This window comes from Fictibacillus tiangongensis (genome assembly GCF_048083785.1).
Classification (GTDB): domain Bacteria; phylum Bacillota; class Bacilli; order Bacillales; family Fictibacillaceae; genus Fictibacillus.
In genome coordinates this window covers 2,026,976-2,050,053 of record NZ_CP182294.1, presented here as the reverse complement: position 1 = coordinate 2,050,053, position 23,078 = coordinate 2,026,976, and the positions used below count along the sequence as shown (strand labels likewise).

Below are 23,078 nucleotides of genomic sequence, written 5' to 3'. Positions count from 1 at the left end.
CTGATATTAATTTTCTCTATGAATTAAACTTCTTTGATACGATGCAATCCGTGAATAATCTTCTTCTAGTTTTCTAGATAGACTGATAAAAATCGGTAACAATTCTCTATACTCTTTCACGGCTTCTTGATTAGGAGTGTGGGTATAAGTACTTCCAATCATGTCTGAAGCTGCTTCAAACGTTTGTATTCTTCCTGTTGCATACAACCCTAGAATACATGCTCCTAAGCAAGAACTTTCGTAAACTTCTGGAACGGCTAACTCTGTATCAAAAATGTCTGACATCATCTGACGCCACGTTTCTGATCGAGCAAAACCACCAGTTGCTTGAATTCTGCTTACAGGTTCATCCATACATTCGACCAATGCTAGATACACGGTATAAAGGTTATAGATCACACCTTCAAGTGCGGCTCTGATCATATGTTCTTTTTTATGAGACAACGTTAGACCGAAGAAAGACCCTCGAACATCTGAATTCCAAAGTGGAGCACGTTCACCAGCAAGGTAGGGATGAAACAATAAACCATCTGCTCCTGGCCGAACACGTTCTGCTATCTTTGTGAGTATCTCATATGGATCGATTCCTAATCGCTTTGCGGTTTCAAGTTCAGATGCCGCAAATTCATCCCGGATCCAGCGCAGAACAACACCGCCGTTGTTTACAGGTCCACCGATAACCCAATGATTCTCTGTTAATGCGTAGCAAAAAATTCTTCCTTTTTCATCCGTTTGCGGCTTATCTATAATTGTACGAATAGCTCCGCTCGTACCAATGGTTACGGCTATTTCACCTTTACCAATCGCATCTACACCTAGGTTTGATAGCACACCATCGCTTGCTCCAATAATAAATGGGGTTTTCGGATCGATTCCTATCTGTTTCGCTATGTCCAATTGACAATGATTAAAGATCGTTGTCGTTGGAACTAGGGTAGATAGTTGGTCACGATTAATCCCTGAGACCCCTAATGCTTCTTCATCCCAATCCAAATTATTCAGATTCATCATCCCCATAGCTGATGCTAGAGAATGATCTACCACATATTCGTTAAATAAGCGGTGGAATATGAACTCTTTTATTCCTATATACTTTTTAGCTCTTGCTGCGATTTCAGGCTGATCATTTACGATCCAGGCGATTTTACTTAATGGACTCATCGGATGAATAGGAGTTCCTGTTCGCTTATAGATCTCATGTCCGTTATATTGCATTTTTATTTTTCTAGCCCATTCTTCACTCCGGTTATCCGCCCAAGTGATACAAGGTGTTAAAGGCTGATCATCTTCATCCATTACAATCACACTATGCATTGCAGAACTAAAAGAAATGAAAGAGATAGCGTTAGATGATATTGAAGATTTTTTTATTACATTTGTAAGGGTTTGCAAAACCGTCTGTAAAATTTCTTCTGGGTCTTGTACCGCTGTAGAAATATCAGGTGTATGAAGCGGGTACCCAATGTTTTCTTGTGAGAGAATGTCTCCGCTTTCATTAAACAACACAGCTTTTGTACTCGTAGTTCCGATGTCGACTCCTACCATATAGCTTTTTCTATGTTGTGTACCGTCGATATCCGTCATTGATCTACTCCTTTTCTTGCTCCCGTGCTTTCGATAGCATTTGTTGTGACATCCATAAGTCATCTACTTTTCCTTGAACATCATCAAAATTTTGATGAAGCGATTGAATCATGATCTCTCTATTTTTAGACGAGATCGCATCAATGTAGAGTTCATGGTTCTTCATAATTCGAGAAAGGTCATCGTATTTTTCGTTAAAATGCATGCGCATTGATAATAAGATGAAGCTTTCCATAACAGGTTTTGTATTGTTCCAAATCATCGTGATGTAAGAATGATCAATTGAACGAATGATTGTTTCATGAAACAAGACATCTTGAAGAGCAAATTCGTCAGCATCTTTGTACTTTATTGCGATCTGCATCATTTCTAAGATTTTTGTAAGTTCTCTAACTACTGAAGTGGTATCGTTTTTTACGAGGCGTTCAAACACAAACGTCTCAATAAGCAGGCGAACATCATATATTTCTTCTATTTCTTTTTCCGTTAAGCCGACCACAACTGCACCCATGCGCTCTAAACGAATTAAGTTCTCATTTGATAGAACTTTTAGTGCTTCTCGTATAGGAGAGCGGCTTACATGATATTCAGCTGCTAATTTATTTTCGGATAGGGTGGTACCGCTTTCAATGAGTCCCGAGATAATCCTCATTCTCAGTTCACATGCGACACGTTCCCCAGTCGAAGCTTTAGAAAGCCACTTCTCAGGATAAAGAAAATCATTAAAATCGTTCAACATAACAACCTCCTTTTGTAGAACGAGTATACTTGTATACAAGTATTATAGTACAGTAATTACAAAATGCAAGCGCTTTTATTTTTTTATTAAAAAACGAAAAATTAGCATGATTCCCGGAATAAAAGGGAGGAGTAGGGAAGTTAACAAAAAAAGAAAAGAACAATCTTATAATCCAAATTGTTCTTTTCACTCTTTATTCTATTAATAAGGGGGCTTCTTCTTTCTTCATTTCAGTTTCGTGAAACTCATTGTATCGCGGGTGCATTTTTAATAGTTCATCAACGGTTACAATCTCATAACCCATTTCTTTAAGCTTAGGAAGGATAATCTTTAATGCAGCAACAGTTTGACTGCGATTACCTCCAGAATCATGCAAAAGAATAATATCTCCATTTTTTAAATTCGTTAGGATGTGTCTGGCGATCCTTTGAGATCCTGGATTTGTCCAATCTCGGGGATCTTGATGCCAAGACCATAAGATAACCTTATATCCCTCTTTTTTTAAGACTTTTAAACTGTTCTCTGTAACGGTCCCGCCTGGAGGACGAAACAATTTTATATAATCTGAATGATGAGCAGGATCTAGAAGGTGCTCAGTCTTTCTTGTTTCAACCACAACTTTATGCCTTGAAATCGTGTGGAAGCTAGGGTGATTATACGTATGGTTACCGATTTCATGTCCTTCTTTTAGCTCTCTTTTCACGATTTCTGGGTACTTTTCAACCCGCTTTCCAATAAGAAAGAATGTTGCATGCACACCTTCCTTTTTAAGAACATCTAAGATCTGAGAGGTATATACGGGGTCTGGTCCATCGTCAAACGTAATCGCAACTTGTTTCTTTTTTGAAGGAACTTCCCAGATCACATCTCCATACTTTTCAACTTCGAAACGATTTACAATACCAGCATCTACTTGAGGTCCAATAAACAGAAATTGAAATACAAGCACGGAAACAATCACTCTTACAATGCTAGACATAATGAACCCTCATTCTAAAATTTGTTACCTATAGTATTTGTAACGAGAAACTGATTTATGACAAAGCTGTATGTGTATGCAAGGTTGCTTTTAAAGATTTTTTTTGTTTAAGGTGGTCGCTGACAGACAACAGTCTTGGTAACAAAAAAGCCGCTCAAAGGATTCCTTTGAACAGCTTAAGCGTTGAAATTTACAACCCACTTGGAGAAAGTGAGATCGCTTTTAGAGCATGATCTAAATCATAGATTAAATCATCTACTGTTTCAATGCCGATTGAAAGTCGGATTAGTTCTGGACTTACGCCTGATTTTCTTTGTTCTTCTTCAGATAGTTGTTGATGAGTGGTGCTGGCTGGATGTATGATCAATGATTTTGAATCTCCCACGTTTGCCAAGTGAGAGAAGATGCTAACATTTTCGATCAACTTTTTACCTTCTTCAACACCGCCTTTAACCCCGAATGTTAAAATCGCACCCGCGCCTTTAGGGAGGTATTTTTGGGCAAGTTCATAGTAAGGGCTGCTTGGAAGTCCTGCGTAATTTACCCAATCTACCGATGGATGACTCTCTAAGAACTTCGCTACTTTTAATGTATTTTCAACATGACGTTCTATACGCAGAGCAAGTGTTTCCAATCCTTGAATAAATAGAAAGGAGTTGAATGGTGCGATAGACGAACCTAGATCTCGAAGCAGTTGAACACGTGCTTTTAATATATAAGCAAGTGGACCAAATGCATCGGTATACACAATTCCTTTATAGCTTGGATCTGGCTCAGTCAAGCCTGGGAATTTCCCATTGCTCCAATCAAATTTTCCAGAATCTACGATAACTCCACCGACTGAAGTACCATGTCCTCCAATGAACTTTGTTGCAGAATGAACAACGATATCCGCTCCATGGTCGATCGGGCGACAAAGGTAAGGTGTAGCCAACGTATTATCTACAATAAGAGGAACTCCTGCGTCATGTGCGATGTCAGCGATCGCTTGAATATCTGCAACATCTATTTTTGGATTGCCGATGGTCTCAATGTATACGGCTTTTGTTTTTTCTGTAATAGCATCTTGAAAAGATTGAAGATTATCAATCTCAGCGAATTGTGTCTGGATGCCTAGCTTGGGGAGAGTGACTGAGAACAGGTTATACGTTCCACCATATAGAGAGGTAGAAGCGACGATTTCATCACCAGAACCAGCAATATTGAATATAGCATTTGTAATGGCAGCCTGGCCGGATGCAAGAGCAAGAGCACCAACACCGCCTTCAAGTTTTGCGATGGTCTGTTCAAACGCATCTTGTGTTGGATTCATCAAACGCGTATATATATTTCCGAACTCTTTTAGGGCAAACAAGTTCGCTGCGTGCTCTGTTGAATTGAATTGATATGAAGTGGTCTGGTAGATGGGTACTGCTCGAGCTCCTGTTGTAGGATCTACTTTTTGACCTTCATGTAAAGAAATCGTTTCAAATCCATATTGTCTTTCAGCTTTTTGATCAGTCATTTTCGAATCTCTCCTCAACGTTATTTTTTATATCCAATCGCATTCAGTTTCAACTTATCCCAGAAAAAAAGACCTCTTCCAAAAGAAGAGGTCCCGATGATTTCACCCGATCGAAGTCTCATCTTTCAGAACATAAATTGTTCTGCTGAAATTAGCACCATGCGTTTCCGCTGGTTGCCGGGCATCATAGGGTCAGTCCCTCAGCCTCTCTGGATAAGAAGATTTGAATATTGAATTAAGATTTATAATACATAGGTCATTATCAATAGTCAACAGAATTTTTTAAAAATTTCGGATTTTTATTTTCTGGAATACTTTTTACCGCATAGATAATACCGACAGCCCAAAAAGCAACAAGTACAAAGTAGATTGAGAACAACATGTTATTTGATACACCAAGAGTATGAAGAAGAGTTCTTGTGTTGGTAATAATAATCAGTCCTCCTACCAATACCCCTAATATGTGAGATGGAATGAGACGAACTAGCCATGCAGCAATCGGAGCCGCAACCACTCCTCCTAACATTAACGCTCCTACCCATAACCATTCAACTTGTTCCCATCCAAGAGCGATGAAAAATCCGATAGAAGCAGATACTGCTACAGCGAACTCACTCGTGTCTACAGAACCGATCACTTTTCTAGTTTTCATATCTTGTTTTGCCATTAGGACCGGAGTGGTGACTGGACCCCAGCCACCACCTCCTGTAGCATCTAAAAATCCTGCTAATAATCCAAGTGGAATAAGTTGTTTTTTCGTAAAGGGTTTGCCATTCGCTGTTGCTTTCTTTTCTCCAAGTTTAAACAAAAAACGATATAAGATATAAATTCCAAGGATAATTAGAAAGATTGAGATATACGGCTTTATTACATCTCCAGGCAGATTGCTTAAAAAACAAGCACCTACAAATGCTCCGATAGAACCCGGCAAAATTAAGCGAAGAACGACTTGCCGGTCCACATTTCCGAATTTTATGTGTGAAGCGCCGGATGCCGCAGTGGTGACGACTTCAGCAAGATGTACGGATGCAGATGCAGCTGCAGGAGCTATCCCCGCTACTAAAAGAAGTGATGTTGATGTAACACCATAAGCCATCCCTAGTGAACCATCGATCAACTGTGCAACAAGACCAATTAAAGCCAGTACGATTAACTTTTTCATATTCTTCCTCCTCAAAATAAAAAGGCCCTTAACAAGTGATGTTAAGAGCCTTCGGTTTACCGATCAGCGATACGGATTAAATTTTAGTTAATACTATATGATCCTAAAACATAAAAAGTCAACTGTTTGTTGAAATTTTTTGTAAAAATAGAAAAATGAAAAAATAGGTCTTGATATCCACTTCAGATATGTTATGATTTTATAAAATTTAAACTCTTATCCAGAGTGGTGAAGGGAACTGGCCCGATGAAACCCGGCAACCTGCGATCGTAAGGTGCTAACTCCAGCAGAATGTATTTACATTTTGGAAGATAAGGTAATATGTTTACCTCCACTATCTTTCCGAAATGGGAAGGTTTTTTTTATTGTCGTTTTCATATTCATTGTAGCTTTTTGAAAGAGTTGATTTCCGTTGCAGATACTCGCTTTCCGTGGGGCAGGCGGTGAGCCACATTCGTACGTTCGTATAAGTGTCTCACCTGCCCGCCTGTCCCACAGGAGTCTCGCATCTTTCACTCCAATCAAAAGCCAAAGAAGAAATAAGTAAGACTTAGAAAACAACAATTTTTAGGAAAGAGCCTTTAAAAGATAATGAATGTTGTAAAGGGAGGCAGTGGAGTGGCAAACGAAAAGAGTGCAAGTGATTTTCTTCCTCAGCTTGAAAAGATGCTGAGCAGTATTAAATTTGGTTCAATCACTTTAATCGTTCAAGATGGAAAAGTGATTCAGCTTGAAAAGAACGAGAAGGTAAGAATTAAATAGTTCGCTGACTAGAAAACTAGAGGCGGTTTTAACGATAGGGCTAAGCTCTAAAAACGTTAAAGCCGCTTTTTTATGTTAAAAGGAGGTAGCGAATTGCTAACGTATGCAACTTGGAATGAGAAATTACCAGATTTTAATCACGAAAATCCGACAAAAGGTGCTCTAGATGTGTTGGAGTGGGCTTATGGAACATATGGTGAAGATTTAGTCTATGCATGCAGTTTTGGTATAGAAGGCAGTGTTCTTGTCGATCTCGTTTCCCAAGTGAAGCCAGATGCACAGATCGTATTTCTCGATACAAACCTGCATTTTCAAGAAACCTATGACGTAATTGAAGCTGCAAAGAAAAGGTATCCTTCACTTCGAATCAAGCTAAAAGCGCCAGCTCTCACTCTAGAAGAGCAAGCAGAAAAACACAGTGATGCTCTTTGGAACGTGGACTCCAATCTATGCTGCACGATCAGAAAGGTAATTCCTTTAGAAGAAGAGTTAAAAGGGGTAAAAGCTTGGCTCTCTGGTCTTCGTAAGGAGCAATCAGCGGCTAGGAGCAATACCGAATTCGTAAACAGAGATGAACGGTTCAAAAGTATAAAAGTTTGTCCGCTCATTCATTGGACGTGGAAAGATATTTGGCGGCAAGCCCATAAGCATGACTTGCCGTATAACAAACTACATGACAATGGTTATCCAAGTATAGGCTGCGCTCCATGTACACAGGCAGCTATTAACGCAGATGATCTTCGTTCCGGACGATGGTCTGGAACTGGAAAACTAGAATGCGGGCTTCATGAGAATAAATAGAGAATTAATAGGAGGAGAGAAACACTATGAGTACGATTCAACCACATGGAGGGCAACTGATCAATCGACTCAAGCCTGATACACCCTATCAGCACATTCAAAAAGAAATCATTCTTGATGTAACAGCACTTAGCGACCTTGAATTGATTGCGATTGGAGCATACAGTCCATTAACAGGATTTTTGAACCAAAAAGATTATCAATCTGTTGTCCACGATATAAGGCTTAGTGATGGAACGGTTTGGAGCTTACCTATCACGTTACCGGTAGATTCTGATACAGCATCAACACTTAATAGAGGTGAAGAAGTTCGTTTAACATACGATGGTGTAACCTACGGAATTATTAAGGTAGGTGATGTTTACACTCCTATAAAACAAATTGAAGCGGAGTGTGTTTATAAGACATCCGATCAAAATCATCCTGGAGTTAAGAAGCTGTTCGAACGACGTTCTGTTTATGTAGGCGGCGAGATAACACTTGTTAAACGAATTGAGAAAAAATCGTTTAAAGAGTATCATCTCGATCCTAGTGAAACAAGAAAACAGTTTAAGGAATTAGGTTGGAGTACCGTTGTAGGTTTTCAAACGAGAAATCCCGTTCACCGTGCGCATGAATATATTCAAAAAGCTGCACTTGAAATTGTAGACGGTCTCTTCTTAAATCCACTCGTTGGTGAAACAAAGTCTGATGATATACCAGCTGATGTTCGAATGGAAAGCTATCATGTTCTACTAAAAAACTATTATCCTAAAAAACGCGTATTTCTTGCTGTATTTCCTGCAGCGATGCGCTATGCAGGTCCTCGTGAAGCCATCTTTCATGCGATCGTCAGAAAAAATTACGGCTGCTCTCACTTTATCGTAGGTCGTGACCATGCTGGAGTAGGAAATTATTACGGGACGTATGAAGCACAAGAGATCTTTTCACAGTTTACTGAAGAGGAGATCGGTATCCAAACCTTGTTTTTTGAACATAGCTTTTATTGCAACAAATGTGAAGGAATGGCTTCTTCGAAAACATGTCCACACCCAACGGAAGAACATGTCATCTTATCCGGAACAAAGGTAAGAGAACTTCTTCGAAATGGAGAACTTCCACCAAGTACGTTCAGCCGAAGAGAAGTAGTAGAGGTATTAATAAATGGACTAAATCGAAATGATAAAAATTATAGAATAGGAGATTTAAATGAGCAATCAACACAATATAATTTGGCACGATAGTTCGATTACAAAAGAAGCTAGGCGAAAACTAAACAATCATTCTAGTTTTGTACTTTGGTTTACAGGACTTTCAGGATCAGGAAAATCAACGGTTGCCAATGCATTAGCGCAAGTGCTTTTTGATCAAGAAATAAGAAACTTTGTGTTAGATGGAGATAATATTCGAAATGGATTAAACCGTGATCTTTCTTTCTCAGATAAAGATCGAAGTGAAAACATACGACGTATTTCTGAAGTGTCAAAGCTATTTGTAGAGAACGGAACGGTCGTACTTACAGCTTTTATCTCACCGTTTATACAAGATCGGGATATGGCGAAGAAAATCATTTCAGAAGAAGAATTCATAGAAATTTTCGTTTCATGTCCGATTGACGAATGTGAAAAAAGAGATCCAAAAGGTTTATACAGCAAAGCGCGAAAAGGTGAGATTTCTGACTTTACTGGGATTGATTCACCTTATGAAGAACCGGTTTCACCTGCTCTTACCATACATACAAACGAACAAAACGTTTCCGAGAGTGTGGAGAGCATCTTAAATTATTTAAAAAAAAGGAAGCTGATTTAACTAAATAAAAAGGAGATTGAGAGAATGGCATATGAAAAGACGTGGGCAGAAAATCCGAAGATCAATAAAACAGAACAAAAAAAGCTTGTGAAAGACGGCTTGAAAATATTTGAAGATATCCCTCATTACGCAGAAAACGGCTTTTCTTCTATTCCAAAAGAAGAATGGGATAGTTTCAAGTGGGCGGGCCTTTATCTGCAGCGGCCAAAAGAAGACGGTTATTTTATGATGAGGGTCAATGTTCCATCAGGTATTTTAAGTTATGAACAAGTAAAAGCATTGGCTCATATTTGTAAAGATTACGGAAGAAACGTATTCGATATCACAACACGTCAAGCTATTCAATTTCACTGGCTGACGATTGAACAGATCCCGGATATCTTTCATCGTTTAGAATCAGTCGGGTTATCGAGCGCTGGTGCATGCGGAGACATTACACGAAACATCATGGGCAATCCGATAGCAGGCATCGATCCACATGAACTTTTTGATACCACTGAAATTGTAAAAGAAGTATATGAGTTCTTTCAGCATAATGAAGATTTCTCGAACTTGCCAAGAAAATACAAAATGTCGATCAGCTCAAATGTAAACAACAGTGCACATGCTGAGATCAACTGTGTGGCCTTTACTCCCGCATATAAAGTAATTGAAGAAAAGGAAGTTCCAGGGTTTCATATCAAGATTGGCGGAGGTCTTTCTTCTCGTCCTTTCTTAGCACAGCCACTCGATGTGTTCATTGAACCAGACCAGGTTAAAGACGTTTCTATCGCGATTACTACCATTTTCCGTGACTACGGATATCGGGAAAAGCGTCACCTTGCACGCCTTAAGTTTTTGATGGCAGATTGGGGACCAGAAAAATTTAAAGAAAAGCTTCTAGAATATACCGGAGCGCTTCATTCTAAAGGAAAAGATGCTCTTAAAACATGGAACGGCGGTTACTTCTATGGTGTTCATCCTCAAAAGCAAGAAGGCTTAAGTTATATCGGCTTTAACGTCCCTGTTGGTAGACTTCATGCTGACGAAGTTTTAGAGCTTGCTGAAATTGCGAAGAAATACGGAAACGGTGAAATCCGAACGGTAAATTCTCAAAACTTAATTATTCCTAATGTGAAACATGAAAACGTCGAGTTGCTATTAAAAGAGAGCATCTTCAAACGCATTACAACTCAGCCTCTATCTTTCATTGGTCATTCTGTTTCTTGTACCGGTATCGAGTATTGCAACTTGGCACTCGTTGAAACGAAAGAAAGGATGCGTAAAATCGCAGAGAATCTCGATCAAAAAATAACACTAGATGTTCCTGTTCGCATTCATATGGTGGGCTGTCCTAACTCATGCGGACAGCGTCAAATCGCAGATATTGGTCTTCAAGGTGTATTGTTAAAAACGAAAGAGAAGAAGATGGTTCAAGCTTTTGAGATATATGTAGGAGGCACACTAGATGATGGCGGAAAATTTAATGAAAAGCTAAAAGGAAAGTTTCATGCGGATTCACTAGACGAAGTATTATTACGGTTTCTTACCACATTCAAAGAAACGAAACTTCCATCAGAAAGCTTCTTTGAATATATAGACCGTGTCGGGTTGGAAAATCTTCAAATAGAGTTGGACCGAATAGCAGAAGAATTAGAAGAAAAAGTCTCATAAAATGGAGGTCTCGCTATGTATTTATACCGGTTTGAAGTGATTTCGAAATCAGAGGTTATTCCTGTTGTAATAGCCGCTTCAACAGATGAACAGGCTTTTCAGTTGGTTGACATCGAGCTCGAGAAGTACTTTTTGAAACAGCCTGAAGTTGATGAGATCTCTCTTTATGAAAAGAAACGAATTCGTACGGGGAACGGCTTCGTGCTGTATGAACGTGAAACGATATTAAATTCTTGAGGAGTGATGATGATGGGAAAAGTGTATCTAGTCGGAGCTGGTCCTGGTGATCCAGGGCTGATAACTGTAAAAGGTCTGCGCTGTATACAAGAAGCGGATGTCATTTTATATGATCGATTAGCGAACAAAGAACTGCTCTCTTATGCAAAACCTGACTGTGACTTAATCTATTGCGGTAAACTCCCAAACTATCATTTCATGAAGCAAGAAACGATCAACAGTTTCTTAGTTAAACACGCTCAAAAAGGGAAAGTAGTAACTCGCCTTAAAGGCGGTGATCCCTTCGTGTTTGGAAGAGGAGGAGAAGAAGCAGAAACACTTGCAAGAAGTCGCATTCCCTTTGAGGTGATTCCTGGGATAACTTCAGGGATTGCTGCACCAGCTTATGCGGGCATTCCTGTTACGCATCGAAACATTGCTTCAAGCTATGCGGTTGTCACAGGTCATCGCAAAAAAGGTGAAAAAGATGAACTGAAGTGGGAAAGTCTAGCAAACGGTATTGATACGTTAGCAATCTATATGGGAGTGGGGAACCTAGGTTATATTTGCAAACAGCTAACCAAGAATGGAAAAAGCAAAGACACACCTGTTGCTCTCGTCCAATGGGGTTCCTTAGAGAATCAACGAACCGTTACAGGTACACTGGATACGATTGAGGAAATCGTGGTTAAAGAACAAATTGAGAATCCGAGCATGATCATTGTCGGTGAAGTCGTTCGTCTTCGCAGTGAACTGAAATGGTTTGAACATCTGCATGAAGAACCGAGTAAGCTTGCTGCCGTAAGAGAGGCTTTGTAAATGAAGGCATTGCTCTTTATCTGTCACGGTACAAGACTAGCAAAAGGACGAATAGAAGCAGAAGAATTTGTTAAACTTTGTATGGCACAAGTGGATCTGCCCATTAAAGAGATTTGTTTTCTAGAGCTTGCCGAACCCTCTATCCCTCAAGGATTTGAAAGGTGTATACAAAAAGGAGCAACGAATATCTCTGTGATTCCTGTGTTCTTATTAAGTGCAAACCATATAAAAATAGATATACCAAAAGAACTTCAGCACTTGCAAAATAAATTTCCAGGAGTTGATGTAAATTACGGGCGTGCCTTCGGTGTCCATGATGCCATTTCGCATTTGTTGTGGGAGAAGATTACCAAAAGCGCAGTTAGTTTAAGAAGAAATACACATATTCTGCTTGTAGGCAGAGGCAGCACCAATCAGGATGTAAAACGGGACTTAGAAGCAATAGCATCTAACGTTCAAAATCATTACGGAATCCCTAGCATACAAGCTTGTTTTCTAACTGGTTCAGAACCTAGCTTTGAGGAAGCACTCTGGAGCAGCAGCGAATCATATGAGCAAGTTATCGTTGTGCCTTATCTTCTATTTTCAGGACTCTTAATAAACGGAATGAAACATACGATAACTCGCTATCAGCAGCAAACTACACAAAACGTAACTCTTTGTGACACGCTTGGCTACCATCCTATTCTTAAAGACGTCCTTCTCACACGTATACATGAAACACTTGAAACAAAGAAGTATTCATTTTCTTAAGAAGAGAGGAATGCTATGTATCCTATTCACATAAATTTGACTGGTAGAACGGTTGTAGTAGTAGGCGGTGGTTTGGTAGCCTTTAGAAAAATTAAAGATCTAATACATGAAGAAGCAAAAATAACTGTAATCAGTCCAGTCGTTGTTAAGGAGATTCAGGAATGGCATGCTGAACAAAAGCTGACTTGGATTGAAAGAAAAGTGTTACCTGAAGATTTGGTCGAAGCATTTCTAATCGTTGCAGCGACCAATTGTACAGAGAGTAACTCTTGGATTGCAGAACAAGCAAGTCCAAAACAGCTTGTGAATGTCGTTGATGAACCGCACCTTGGCAATTTTATTGTACCTAGTGTTGTAAAAAGAGGTAAGCTCATACTCTCTGTTTCCACCTCTGGAGCTAGTCCAAGTCTATCTAAATCGATAAAAAAAGAGCTTCAGCAAAAATACAGTGAAGACTATGAAACGTATTTAGATTTTTTATTCCAATGCAGATCCATCATTAAGAAGGAATATCCGGAAAAATATCGAAAAGACTTATTAACAAAGCTAACAGATCAGTCGTTTTTATATGACGTAGAAAAACAACGCTCGTATAAACAGGAATTATTAAAGAAAATAGATCGCAAGTTAGTAAATGAACCAATAAATGAATAAATCCTTATCAAGAGAGGTAGAGGGAGCGGCCCTATGAAACCTCAGCAACCAGCAGCTGCAAGCTGAAAAGGTGCTAATTCCTGCGAGTTCACTTGTTGAACTTGTAAAGATAAGAAGACCCCGACGCTAAAAAAAGTCTTCTTTTATAGAAGGCTTTTTATTTTTATATAGGAGGCTATCATGAGTTTAATCACAGACTTAGAACAAAACAAGATACTGATCGGTGATGGTGCGATGGGAACACTTCTGTATTCGTATGGATCTGATTTTTGTTATGAAGAGTTAAATCTTTCTCAAGAAGAGCAGATCTATAACATCCATCGCGCTTATTTAGATGCAGGTGCTGATATCATTCAAACCAATACGTATGCGGCGAACTATTCGAAGCTCGAACGCTATGGACTTCAAGATCACGTAAAAGAGATCAACAAAGCGGCTGTTCAAATCGCCAGAAAAGCCGCTCATAACAAATATGTAGTAGGTACGATCGGTGGTATACGCGGCATTAAACCAAATAGCATTTCTCTGGATGAGATCAAGCGCAGTTTTCGTGAGCAGCTGTATTGTTTATTGATGGAAAATGTAGATGGAATCCAATTAGAAACCTATTATGACCTAGAAGAACTAGAAACCGTTTTAGAGATTGCTAGAAAAGAAACATCACTTCCGATCATTGCTCAAGTGTCATTGCAGGAAGTCGGCTTTATGCAGGACCGAACCCCCATTTCAGAAGCTTTGACCTCTTTAGAGAACATTGGTGCTGATATTGTGGGATTAAACTGCCGTCTTGGGCCGTATCACATGCTGATGACGCTTGAAGAAGTTCCATTACCAAAACGGGCTTTTCTTTCAGCGTTTCCTAATGCTTCACTGCCTTCCTATACAGATGGCCGTTTTAAGTATGAAGGGGACGCGGATTATTTTAAAGAATGTGCCCATTTGTTCAGGCAGCAAGGAGTTCGTCTATTAGGCGGATGTTGTGGTACGACGCCCGCCCATATTCGTGCCTTCTCAAATGAACTTCAAAACTTAGAGCCTGTAACAGAAAAAGAAGTGAAACAAAGAAAGCGAAAGCTCGTCATTCAGTCAGCATCAAAACCTAAATACGTACCACTATGTGAAGAAGTAAAGAAGAAGCAATCGATTATTGTTGAATTAGATCCACCACGTAAATTAGATACATCGCGTTTTATGGAAGGAGCAAAGGCTTTAAAAGAAGCGGGGATCGACGCACTTACCCTCGCTGATAATTCACTTGCTTCACCACGTGTTTGCAACTCTGCATTAGGATCAATCGTGCAGTCCCAACTTAACCTTCGTCCGCTCGTTCATATTACGTGCCGTGACAGAAACTTAATCGGCCTTCAGTCTCACTTGATGGGGCTTCATACGCATGGCATTCATGAAATATTAGCTGTAACTGGAGATCCCGCAAGCGTAGGAGATTTCCCAGGTGCTTCATCTGTTTATGATGTCACGTCATTTGAACTTATCAAGCTCATCAAACAGTTTAATGAAGGGTTATCACTTTCAGGTAAAGAGCTTGGAGAAAAAACATCCTTTACGGTCGGGGCGGCTTTTAACCCTAACATCCGATCCATCGATAAAGCCGTTGAGCGGTTAGAGAAGAAAATCGCATACGGCGCAGATTATTTTATCAGTCAGCCTGTATTTTCAGAGCAAAGACTTCTTGAAACGTATGAGGCTACAAAACATATTGATAAACCGATCTATATTGGGATCATGCCGTTAACTTCTTCCCGAAACGCAGAGTTTCTTCACCATGAAGTTCCTGGCATCAAACTGTCTGATTCTGTGCGTGATCGCATGGGCAAGTATAAAGATGATCCAACACAGGCATGTAAAGAAGGCTTATTGATCGCCAAGTCATTATTAGACACGGCTATGGAACTGTTTAACGGAATATACCTGATCACACCATTCATGCGTTACGAACTAACCGTTGAATTAGCACAATATGCACGAGCTAACTCTCCATCACTTTTAGCCAGGAGGTCACAGAATGCCTAAGTCATCAATAGAAAAACAGCTGAAATCAAAGATTTTAATCATGGATGGTGCGATGGGAACGATGCTTCAAGAAGCGGAACTCACACCAGAAGATTTTGGCGGTGAAGCGTATGACGGTTGTAATGAATATTTAAACATAACGGCACCACATGTTATAGAAAACATTCATTATAAATATCTTGAGGCGGGCGCTGATATCGTTGAAACGAATACATTCGGAGGTACGAATCTTGTACTGGATGAATACGACTTAGGTCATAGAGCATATGAGATCAATAAGCTTGGAGCAGAAATTGCAAGAAAAGCCGCTGATGCTGTTTCAACAGAACAGTGGCCTCGTTTTGTTGCGGGCTCACTCGGACCGACTACAAAAACCCTCAGTGTTACGGGCGGAACGACGTTTGATGCGTTAAGAGATGCTTATGCCGAACAAGCACGAGGGTTGATTGACGGAGGTGCGGATCTTCTCCTCTTAGAGACAAGCCAAGATATGCTTAATGTAAAAGCTGGTTTTTTAGGAATCGAGCAAGCTATTGAACAAACGGGAAAAAGAATCCCACTCATGGTTTCAGGAACGATTGAACCGATGGGAACCACACTCGCAGGTCAGTCGATTGAGGCATTTTATATCTCGTTGAAACATATGAACCCGATTGCAGTAGGATTAAACTGTGCGACAGGTCCTGAATTTATGCAAGATCACATACGTTCCCTGTCGAATTTGTCTACAACAGCAGTAAGCTGTTATCCAAACGCAGGGCTTCCTGATGAAGAAGGAAATTATCATGAAACACCAGAATCATTGGCTGCTAAACTATCTGGGTTTGCAGAAAAAGGGTGGCTAAACATTGTTGGTGGTTGCTGCGGTACGACACCCGCTCATATAGAAGCACTATCAAAGGTTATGAAGAACTATCCACCACGTCACCTGCAAGTATACGAAACTCATATGGTCTCTGGAATCGAACCCTTTATCTATGATGATCCAACGTTAAGACCAATTATGGTAGGAGAAAGAACAAATGTAATCGGATCACGAAAATTCAAACGGTTAATTGCTGAGGGGAAATTTGAAGAAGCGGCTGAGATTGCAAGAGCTCAAGTAAAAGGCGGTGCACATGTTCTCGACGTTTGTTTAGCTGATCCTGACCGGGATGAATTAAGCGATATGGAAGAGTTCATGAAAGAAGCGGTTAAGAAAGTGAAAATTCCATTTGTCATCGATTCTACAGATGAGGATGTTATTGAGCTAGCATTAAAGTACTCACAAGGTAAAGCCATCATCAATTCCATTAACTTAGAAGATGGCGAAGAACGGTTTGAAAAGGTGATCCCCCTTCTTCATAAATACGGAGCAGCGGTAGTGGTTGGAACGATCGATGAGATTGGAATGGGCGTTTCGGCTGAGCGGAAATTAGAAATCGCAAGAAGATCGTATGACCTATTAGTAAAAAAATATAGAGTCTCGCCGACAGACATCATTTTCGATCCGCTCGTTTTTCCAGTGGGAACAGGTGATGAACAGTACATTGGCTCAGCGAATGCAACAGTTGAAGGCATTCGCCTGATCAAGGAACACTTTCCACAATGCTTAACCATTTTAGGAGTCAGTAACGTATCATTCGGATTGCCACCGGTCGGTCGCGAAGTATTAAATGCAGTGTATCTCTACCATTGCACACAAGCGGGACTTGATTACGCGATCGTAAATACTGAAAAGCTAGAACGTTTCGCTTCTATTTCACCGAAAGAAATTGAGATGGCAGAAAATCTATTATTTCGAACAACAGAGGAAGCATTATCTACTTTTACAGATTTTTATAGAGGTAAGAAGAAAGAAACAAAATCAAAGCTGCTTGATATGAGTTTAGAAGAGCGACTTCAATATTACATTTTAGAAGGTACAAAAGAAGGGTTGATTCCAGATCTAGAGATAGCTTTAAAACAGTACCCTTCACCTCTAACTATCATTAATGGACCATTAATGGATGGCATGAAAGAAGTGGGCAGACTTTTTAATGAGAACCAGTTAATCGTTGCAGAAGTCCTTCAAAGTGCGGAAGTCATGAAAGCATCTGTTGCTTATCTAGAACCTTACATGGAAACGAATGATGAATCTGCTTCAAAAGGAAAGGTGTTACTTGCTACAGTTAAGGGTGATGTTCATGACATCGGTAAGAACCTGGTAGATATCATTCTAAGCAATAATGGATTTAACGTGGTAGACCTAGGGATTAAGGTAACGTCTCAAACCTTAATTGAAGCGATCAAAAAAGAACAACCAAATATTATCGGACTTTCTGGATTGCTCGTAAAATCTGCTCAACAGATGGTGTTAACGGCAAACGATATGAAAGAAGCGAACATTTCAACACCCATTTTGGTTGGCGGTGCTGCATTATCAAGAAAGTTCACAGATACGAAGATATCGAAGGAATACGAAGGAATGGTTCTTTATGCAAAAGATGCGATGGAAGGTCTCTCAATTGCAAATCAAATTCAAACCCCAGAAGAGTTTGATCGACTTTCTGTAGAATTTGCACAGAGAAAAAAGACAATAGCACTGCATTCAGAAACAAACGAAAGCTCTGCAGGAGTTGCAACTGCTGTTAGAGTCCGGTCAAAGGTTTCACAATCTGCTCCCGTTTTTGTTCCAAACGATACAGAAAGACATATTTTGAAAAACTACTCACTCTCACATATCCAGCCTTATATCAATCTACAGATGCTGCTCGGACATCATCTTGGCATAAAAGGCAAAATCACTAGATTGCTTCAAGAAAAGGACGAGCGAACTCTTGAAATTAAATCATTGATTGATCATCTGTTAAAAGAGGCGAAAGAAAAGAATTTGATTCAACCTTCCGCTCTATATCAATTCTTCCCTGCACAAAGTGATGGAGAACGAATTCTGATCTATGATCCGATTGATCAAAGGACAGTAATTGAAACGTTTGACTTCCCAAGACAAAACAAAGAGCCTTATCTTTGTATTGCAGATTATTTACGCTCAAAAGAAAGCGGGGAGATGGACTATGTTGGATTCTTTTCTGTTACAGCAGGGACAGGTATTCGCGAACTAGCTGCAGAATATAAGAAAGAAGGACGATTTCTTGAAAGTCATGCACTTCAAGCTTTAGCTTTAGAAACGGCAGAAGGTTTCGCTGAACTTCTTCACCAGCAGATGCGAGATCGCTGGGGTTTTCCTGACTCGGTAGATTTTACAATGAGAGAACGATTTTCCGCTCGTTATCAGGGACAAAGGTTTTCATTCGGCTATCCCGCTTGTCCAGAATTAGAAGATCAACAAAAGTTATTTAAACTGATACAGCCAGAAGATATTGGTATTCAACTGACCGATGGATGCATGATGGAGCCTGAAGCATCCGTATCAGCTATTGTTTTTGCTCATCCAGAAGCGCGATATTTTAATGTGTTAAGTTAAAATAAAGCACCTGAATGAAGTTTCAGGTGCTTTCATCATTCGGATTTATAAAAAGAAAGGTGTTTTAAGTTTTAGATGTTTGAAAAAACACTTTATGAGCAGATGGAGGAAAAGCAAACCACTCGGCTACAGCATCTGCTTGTTCTTGATTTCTTACACCTTCTAATAAAGTATTAATAACATGCTGCGGCAATGGTTGAGTCATCGCATTTGTCCATTGGGTAACTTCAGCTACATACGTTTTTATTCGATTCCAGTAAGATAACCCAAGTTTTTCGTCCCATTTCTCATGTTTAAAATCAACAAGTGTTTCGTACAATTGCTCTGCACAGTATGAGGACAGATTCGAACCTTGCCCAGTGATGGGATCATTGAGAAAGACGCTGTCACCACAACCAATGACGAGCTTATCATTAAATGACATGTAAGGATGGCGAATTACTGGTTTGATGGCGACCTGTAGAAAAGCACGGTCATCAATTAATGAGAATTCTTTCGTATTCAATCGTTCATGAATATCTGGGAAAAACTCTTCAACTGCCTTTTTCATTTGTTTCGTGAAAGCTGTGGAGTCTTTAATTGTCATAAACGTGTCTAGTTCTTTATGAGGGGCCGCCATGATAAATAGTATGGTAACTGAACCTTTTTCAGTTATTGCAGGAATTTCAAACATTTCACCAATTTCAGGGAGGACCGTGACATTAATCCCTAAAGGCTTGTGTTGTGTAACACCTGTAAAGTAACCTACTATACATTTACGTTGAGGTACATCAAACGGTGAAAGTTCTTCTATAGCAGGAAAGGAGAATAGCGGGCCGGATTTCCCTGTGCAATCAACAACCAAGTCATAGTGATCGACAAGGGATTCAACATTTTCATTGTCTACTTTTTGTTCTTGAAACGTAACACCTTTTGAAGCTAAATCTTCCATACAAGTTGCATAATACAGTCGTTGATCTACAGATAACGCATCTTCTTGCAGCATACCGGTAAAAAGCTTTTGGTTTCCAATCGTTACTCGGACACATTTTAACGGTTCGGTATCCTCCCATTTTGGCATGTTAAACCTTGTTTCACGAGATGAAGTGGGTCCGAAATGAACTTGAGTTGACATAACTCGTCCAGAACGTATCTTTTCTGAAGAAGTAGAGTGAATAACCGTTACTTGAAATTCCTCTCTAAGCGCATAAGCGAGCTGTAGACCAGACGTACCGCTTCCGACAATACAAATCTGTTTTTTCAAGATCATCGCTCCTTCTTTCTATTTTTTGGACAACATATTGAACTCGTAACGCTCTCAGTCTATTTTTGATTTTGAATTTTGTAAATGCGACTTTTTGTTTAATTTCTTATAGGTATTAATAAACAGAATTTATGTTGAAGAAAGCGGGGAAGCGGGTGATTTAAAGTCCTATATAATAAAGAGTTAAAAAGTGTAATTAAAGGAAAAAAGACCTAAAAATTGTTATAGTATGCGTTTTGTTTATTTAGTAACCATATAAACTAGGGAGTCATCATGCAGAAATATATGTATACTTTTCCTTTATTAAAAGGTTTAAAAAGCACTTTCAATATCATTGATGAACATGGAACGTTAGAAGCAGAAATACAAAGATACTATCCAAGTGTCTTAAACGTCATTACTGAAGTTTTTCTAACTGGTTGGGAAGTTAATATTAAAGTATTACAAAATGATAATGAGTATTTAATCAAAGAACATTTTCACTGGGTGAAAAACGAATGGACTATATTTGAGAATGGAAGTAAAGCAGGATCACTGACAGATATTAAAAAATTCGAGCTGGGTAGTACAAAAGAAATCACTTATAAGAACAAAAAATTTTATTATTTCGATAGGCCACTAGATACTCAAACCTTAGTTCAAGATGAAATGAAAAGAGAAGTTGCGATAATTGATTACAAATTGTTCGATCTATCTCGAAAAAAACAGTTAATGCAATACAGCGACGAGTTGCCTAATGCATTGTTAGTTGGTATAGACTATCTGGCATCATTGAAGAAAAAATAAGATTTTAAAAAAGCTAATGGATGTTTTTCATCCTTTAGCTTTTTTCTGTTAACAAATTGAATCAGTAGATTTAGGATTCTTTAATCCGAACATGGGTCGAACAAACAAGGCTAAATACGTACCTAACATAGCCATAACTGCCCATACCCAGCCGTGAAGACTAAATGATGCTATTCCGCTAAAGTAAGCACCTATGTTGCAGCCGAATGCTAAGCGAGCTCCATATCCCATCAATAATCCACCAATTATGGATGCGCCAGCAATACCGGGTTTGATCTTTCCGGGTTTAAACGTTCCTTGAAAAGAAGCTGAAAGAAATGCGCCTAGAATAATACCAAAGTTCATTACGCTTGTTGCATCTGTAAGAACACTTTTTGTAAGAGCTTCGCCATTCTTTCCGTCAAAATAACCCCAAGTGGATACATCTACACCTGTTGCCATCATAGCTTTACCGCCCCATAATGCAAACGCTGATGTAATACCCCATGGACTACCTTTAACAGCTAACGTTAAGGCATTTAATAAGGCAAGAACAACTGCTGCGGTGAATAATGGCCAAGAACCACGAAATACTTTTTTCCATCCTACTGTAGTAGGAAGTGGCTTCATCATAGGTGGCTTTTTCTTTTTAGCTATTTGAACGGTTATCCAGTAAATTAGTGCAAATAATCCTAATTGAATAACTAAAGCGCCGAAAAAGCCAAGACCTGGAATCTGATTTAAAGAAAGTGGCGGAAGAGACGGTAGTCCCATCCAAAATGCGAAATGGTAAGCGCCAAGAACAGATCCTCCAATAAATGAGATAAGTGTTAAAATCATTGACGAGGATCCGCCACCTAAAGAGTAAAGTGTTCCTGACGCGCACCCGTTTCCGAACTGCATCCCAATACCAAAAAGAAAGGCACCAACTAAGATACTAATGCCAACTGGAGATACATTTCCTGCAGGTTCAACACCAGTAAAACTAAAACCAGTACTAAAAATAATAGCAAATAATACGGATGCAACTGCAAGCATAAGCATATGTGCTTGAAGTCCTTGAACGTTACCTACTGAGACCAATCTGCGAAATGCTGAAGTAAAGCCAAAGCGTGCATAAAGTAAAGCTCCACCTAGTGCTAATCCAATAATAAAAAGGCTGCCTTGAGTCCAGTTAGCAACTTTAACTATTAAGAAAAGCAAGATTACTGCTGCAAGTCCTCCCAAAAATACGTAAGCTCTTTGCATAGGCTGTAAATTTGTAACAACAGTAGTGGGCTGAAACGCAGCTTGTTTATTTGAAGAAAGATAAGGTTCTGTTTGTTCCATAACTGTAAAACCTCCAAATCCTATGAGTTATGTCGGAATTATAGCATTATACTATGAATCCATAAATATGAAAAGGAATAGGGGTTTATTCCGCTATTGTCTATATCGAAACGATTAGAGCTTTCATTTAATAATAAGAGTAAATATGGAAGGAGACTGCAAATGGGGAGAAGAAGAAATCAATTTCACAATGATTGTTTTTCATGTGATGATTTGAATAGAGCAGGTCTTGGATCTGGAATAGCAGCTAAAGAATCATCTTTCCAAGCGTTAACAACAACGACTACAACTTTCCCAATACTAATAACACTTGATGATGCAGTTACTACTACGGGTATTGAATTCTTGAGAAACGGTGTAACTTCAGGTTTACAAACTTCAACAGGCGGAATCTATGACATTGCATATATTATTAGTTCTACAGTTACAGCTGCGACAGGAGTTGCAAATACACTGTTATTTGAGCTTGTTACAAGCACGAGACCGAATCCATTTTTTTATTTTCGTCTCACTATCTTAAGTAATCTTTGCTTTTGAGACTTGTTTAATTATATTATACATAGCTGCCGAGAATAGATATTATGTTAACAAAATAGCAAAAAATATAACTAACACTAATTTCATTAAAACCCTCTCTTTCGCCATGGATGCTGACCATGTTTTGAAGTAATCTTCATTCACTGTCTTAACCAGCTGCTGTGTGGTTGTCTTGCAACGTTGTTTTGTTGCAGAACAGAATTGATATATCTCGCTGTAACATTTGCCTCTAATGCGATCTCATTGCTGCTCATGCCGCTTTGAAATCGTTCAATAATCGTAGGAATACTCATGGTGCACTTCTTTTTCCGCAT

Annotated in this window: 21 protein-coding genes and 3 riboswitches; of the genes, 13 read left to right on the top strand and 8 right to left on the bottom strand. The window is 39.3% G+C overall.

The genetic code is table 11. The features are described 5' to 3' along the window. Window positions 1–6: 6 nt before the first annotated feature. The 5 genes from gntK to ACNJYY_RS10935 form a co-directional block, all read right to left on the bottom strand. On the bottom strand, window positions 7–1,545 hold the full coding sequence (gntK, locus tag ACNJYY_RS10955; RefSeq protein ID WP_416731847.1) for a gluconokinase: 1,539 nt from the start codon (window positions 1,543–1,545) through the stop codon (window positions 7–9). A 43-nt stretch (window positions 1,546–1,588) separates the two neighbouring features. Beyond that, entirely contained in the window at window positions 1,589–2,323 is a 735-nt protein-coding gene (locus ACNJYY_RS10950; RefSeq protein WP_416731726.1) for a GntR family transcriptional regulator, read from the bottom strand. Window positions 2,324–2,516: 193 nt separating this feature from the next. Then, entirely contained in the window at window positions 2,517–3,302 is a 786-nt protein-coding gene (locus tag ACNJYY_RS10945; RefSeq protein WP_416731725.1) for a polysaccharide deacetylase family protein, read from the bottom strand. A gap of 190 nt (window positions 3,303–3,492) precedes the next feature. Continuing rightward, window positions 3,493–4,806 (bottom strand): homocysteine synthase, encoded by a 1,314-nt coding sequence (locus ACNJYY_RS10940; protein ID WP_416731724.1) that lies wholly within the window; start codon window positions 4,804–4,806, stop codon window positions 3,493–3,495. 115 nt (window positions 4,807–4,921) lie between these two features. Then, window positions 4,922–5,026: riboswitch (SAM riboswitch) on the bottom strand. 42 nt (window positions 5,027–5,068) lie between these two features. Continuing rightward, window positions 5,069–5,968, bottom strand: coding sequence for a sulfite exporter TauE/SafE family protein (locus ACNJYY_RS10935; protein ID WP_416731723.1), 900 nt, complete (start codon window positions 5,966–5,968; stop codon window positions 5,069–5,071). A gap of 213 nt (window positions 5,969–6,181) precedes the next feature. Continuing rightward, window positions 6,182–6,286, top strand: a riboswitch (SAM riboswitch). 300 nt (window positions 6,287–6,586) lie between these two features. Between ACNJYY_RS10935 and ACNJYY_RS10930 the strand changes: the two genes are divergently transcribed. From ACNJYY_RS10930 to metH, 11 genes are all read left to right on the top strand, one after another. After that, the gene (locus tag ACNJYY_RS10930) at window positions 6,587–6,730 is read left to right on the top strand and encodes a YezD family protein (protein WP_318243503.1); all 144 of its coding nucleotides are present in this window, start codon (window positions 6,587–6,589) and stop codon (window positions 6,728–6,730) included. Between the two features lie 93 nt (window positions 6,731–6,823). Continuing rightward, window positions 6,824–7,531: a phosphoadenylyl-sulfate reductase gene (locus tag ACNJYY_RS10925; RefSeq protein WP_416731722.1), complete on the top strand. Its 708-nt coding sequence runs from the start codon at window positions 6,824–6,826 to the stop codon at window positions 7,529–7,531. 26 nt (window positions 7,532–7,557) lie between these two features. Next, the gene (gene sat / locus ACNJYY_RS10920; protein WP_416731721.1) at window positions 7,558–8,754 is read left to right on the top strand and encodes a sulfate adenylyltransferase; all 1,197 of its coding nucleotides are present in this window, start codon (window positions 7,558–7,560) and stop codon (window positions 8,752–8,754) included. Further along, window positions 8,720–9,319 carry an adenylyl-sulfate kinase gene (gene cysC / locus ACNJYY_RS10915; RefSeq protein ID WP_416731720.1) on the top strand — a complete coding sequence of 200 codons (600 nt, stop codon included), beginning with the start codon at window positions 8,720–8,722 and terminating at the stop codon, window positions 9,317–9,319. Before sat ends, cysC begins: the two co-directional genes overlap by 35 nt. A 24-nt stretch (window positions 9,320–9,343) precedes the next feature. Then, the gene (locus ACNJYY_RS10910) at window positions 9,344–10,972 is read left to right on the top strand and encodes a nitrite/sulfite reductase (RefSeq protein ID WP_416731719.1); all 1,629 of its coding nucleotides are present in this window, start codon (window positions 9,344–9,346) and stop codon (window positions 10,970–10,972) included. Window positions 10,973–10,987: 15 nt separating this feature from the next. Further along, window positions 10,988–11,209, top strand: a complete 222-nt coding sequence (locus ACNJYY_RS10905) for a DUF3906 family protein (protein WP_416731718.1) — start codon at window positions 10,988–10,990, stop codon at window positions 11,207–11,209. A 12-nt stretch (window positions 11,210–11,221) separates the two neighbouring features. Then, window positions 11,222–12,007 carry a uroporphyrinogen-III C-methyltransferase gene (cobA, locus tag ACNJYY_RS10900; RefSeq protein WP_416731717.1) on the top strand — a complete coding sequence of 262 codons (786 nt, stop codon included), beginning with the start codon at window positions 11,222–11,224 and terminating at the stop codon, window positions 12,005–12,007. After that, window positions 12,008–12,760, top strand: a complete 753-nt coding sequence (locus tag ACNJYY_RS10895) for a sirohydrochlorin chelatase (RefSeq protein WP_416731716.1) — start codon at window positions 12,008–12,010, stop codon at window positions 12,758–12,760. Between the two features lie 15 nt (window positions 12,761–12,775). Further along, window positions 12,776–13,414 carry an NAD(P)-binding protein gene (locus ACNJYY_RS10890; protein ID WP_416731715.1) on the top strand — a complete coding sequence of 213 codons (639 nt, stop codon included), beginning with the start codon at window positions 12,776–12,778 and terminating at the stop codon, window positions 13,412–13,414. A 1-nt stretch (window position 13,415) separates the two neighbouring features. Beyond that, window positions 13,416–13,530, top strand: a riboswitch (SAM riboswitch). 64 nt (window positions 13,531–13,594) lie between these two features. Continuing rightward, the gene (locus tag ACNJYY_RS10885; RefSeq protein ID WP_416731714.1) at window positions 13,595–15,445 is read left to right on the top strand and encodes a bifunctional homocysteine S-methyltransferase/methylenetetrahydrofolate reductase; all 1,851 of its coding nucleotides are present in this window, start codon (window positions 13,595–13,597) and stop codon (window positions 15,443–15,445) included. Beyond that, entirely contained in the window at window positions 15,438–18,890 is a 3,453-nt protein-coding gene (metH, locus tag ACNJYY_RS10880; RefSeq protein WP_416731713.1) for a methionine synthase, read from the top strand. Before ACNJYY_RS10885 ends, metH begins: the two co-directional genes overlap by 8 nt. Window positions 18,891–18,954: 64 nt before the next feature. Here metH and ACNJYY_RS10875 read toward each other — a convergent pair whose 3' ends face one another. After that, window positions 18,955–20,139 (bottom strand): styrene monooxygenase/indole monooxygenase family protein, encoded by a 1,185-nt coding sequence (locus ACNJYY_RS10875; RefSeq protein ID WP_416731712.1) that lies wholly within the window; start codon window positions 20,137–20,139, stop codon window positions 18,955–18,957. 267 nt (window positions 20,140–20,406) lie between these two features. Here ACNJYY_RS10875 and ACNJYY_RS10870 point away from each other — a divergent pair, with 267 nt between their 5' ends. Next, a complete protein-coding gene (locus ACNJYY_RS10870; protein ID WP_416731711.1) occupies window positions 20,407–20,919 on the top strand; it encodes a hypothetical protein in 513 nt (170 codons plus the stop codon). Window positions 20,920–20,967: 48 nt separating this feature from the next. Here ACNJYY_RS10870 and ACNJYY_RS10865 read toward each other — a convergent pair whose 3' ends face one another. Continuing rightward, the gene (locus ACNJYY_RS10865) at window positions 20,968–22,227 is read right to left on the bottom strand and encodes a YeeE/YedE family protein (RefSeq protein ID WP_416731710.1); all 1,260 of its coding nucleotides are present in this window, start codon (window positions 22,225–22,227) and stop codon (window positions 20,968–20,970) included. A 162-nt stretch (window positions 22,228–22,389) separates the two neighbouring features. On the opposite strand from ACNJYY_RS10865, the gene ACNJYY_RS10860 reads away from it, so the two are divergent. After that, the gene (locus ACNJYY_RS10860; RefSeq protein WP_416731709.1) at window positions 22,390–22,764 is read left to right on the top strand and encodes a hypothetical protein; all 375 of its coding nucleotides are present in this window, start codon (window positions 22,390–22,392) and stop codon (window positions 22,762–22,764) included. Between the two features lie 140 nt (window positions 22,765–22,904). Here ACNJYY_RS10860 and ACNJYY_RS10855 read toward each other — a convergent pair whose 3' ends face one another. Continuing rightward, complete coding sequence (locus ACNJYY_RS10855) at window positions 22,905–23,078, bottom strand: endonuclease (protein WP_416731708.1); 174 nt, start codon at window positions 23,076–23,078, stop codon at window positions 22,905–22,907.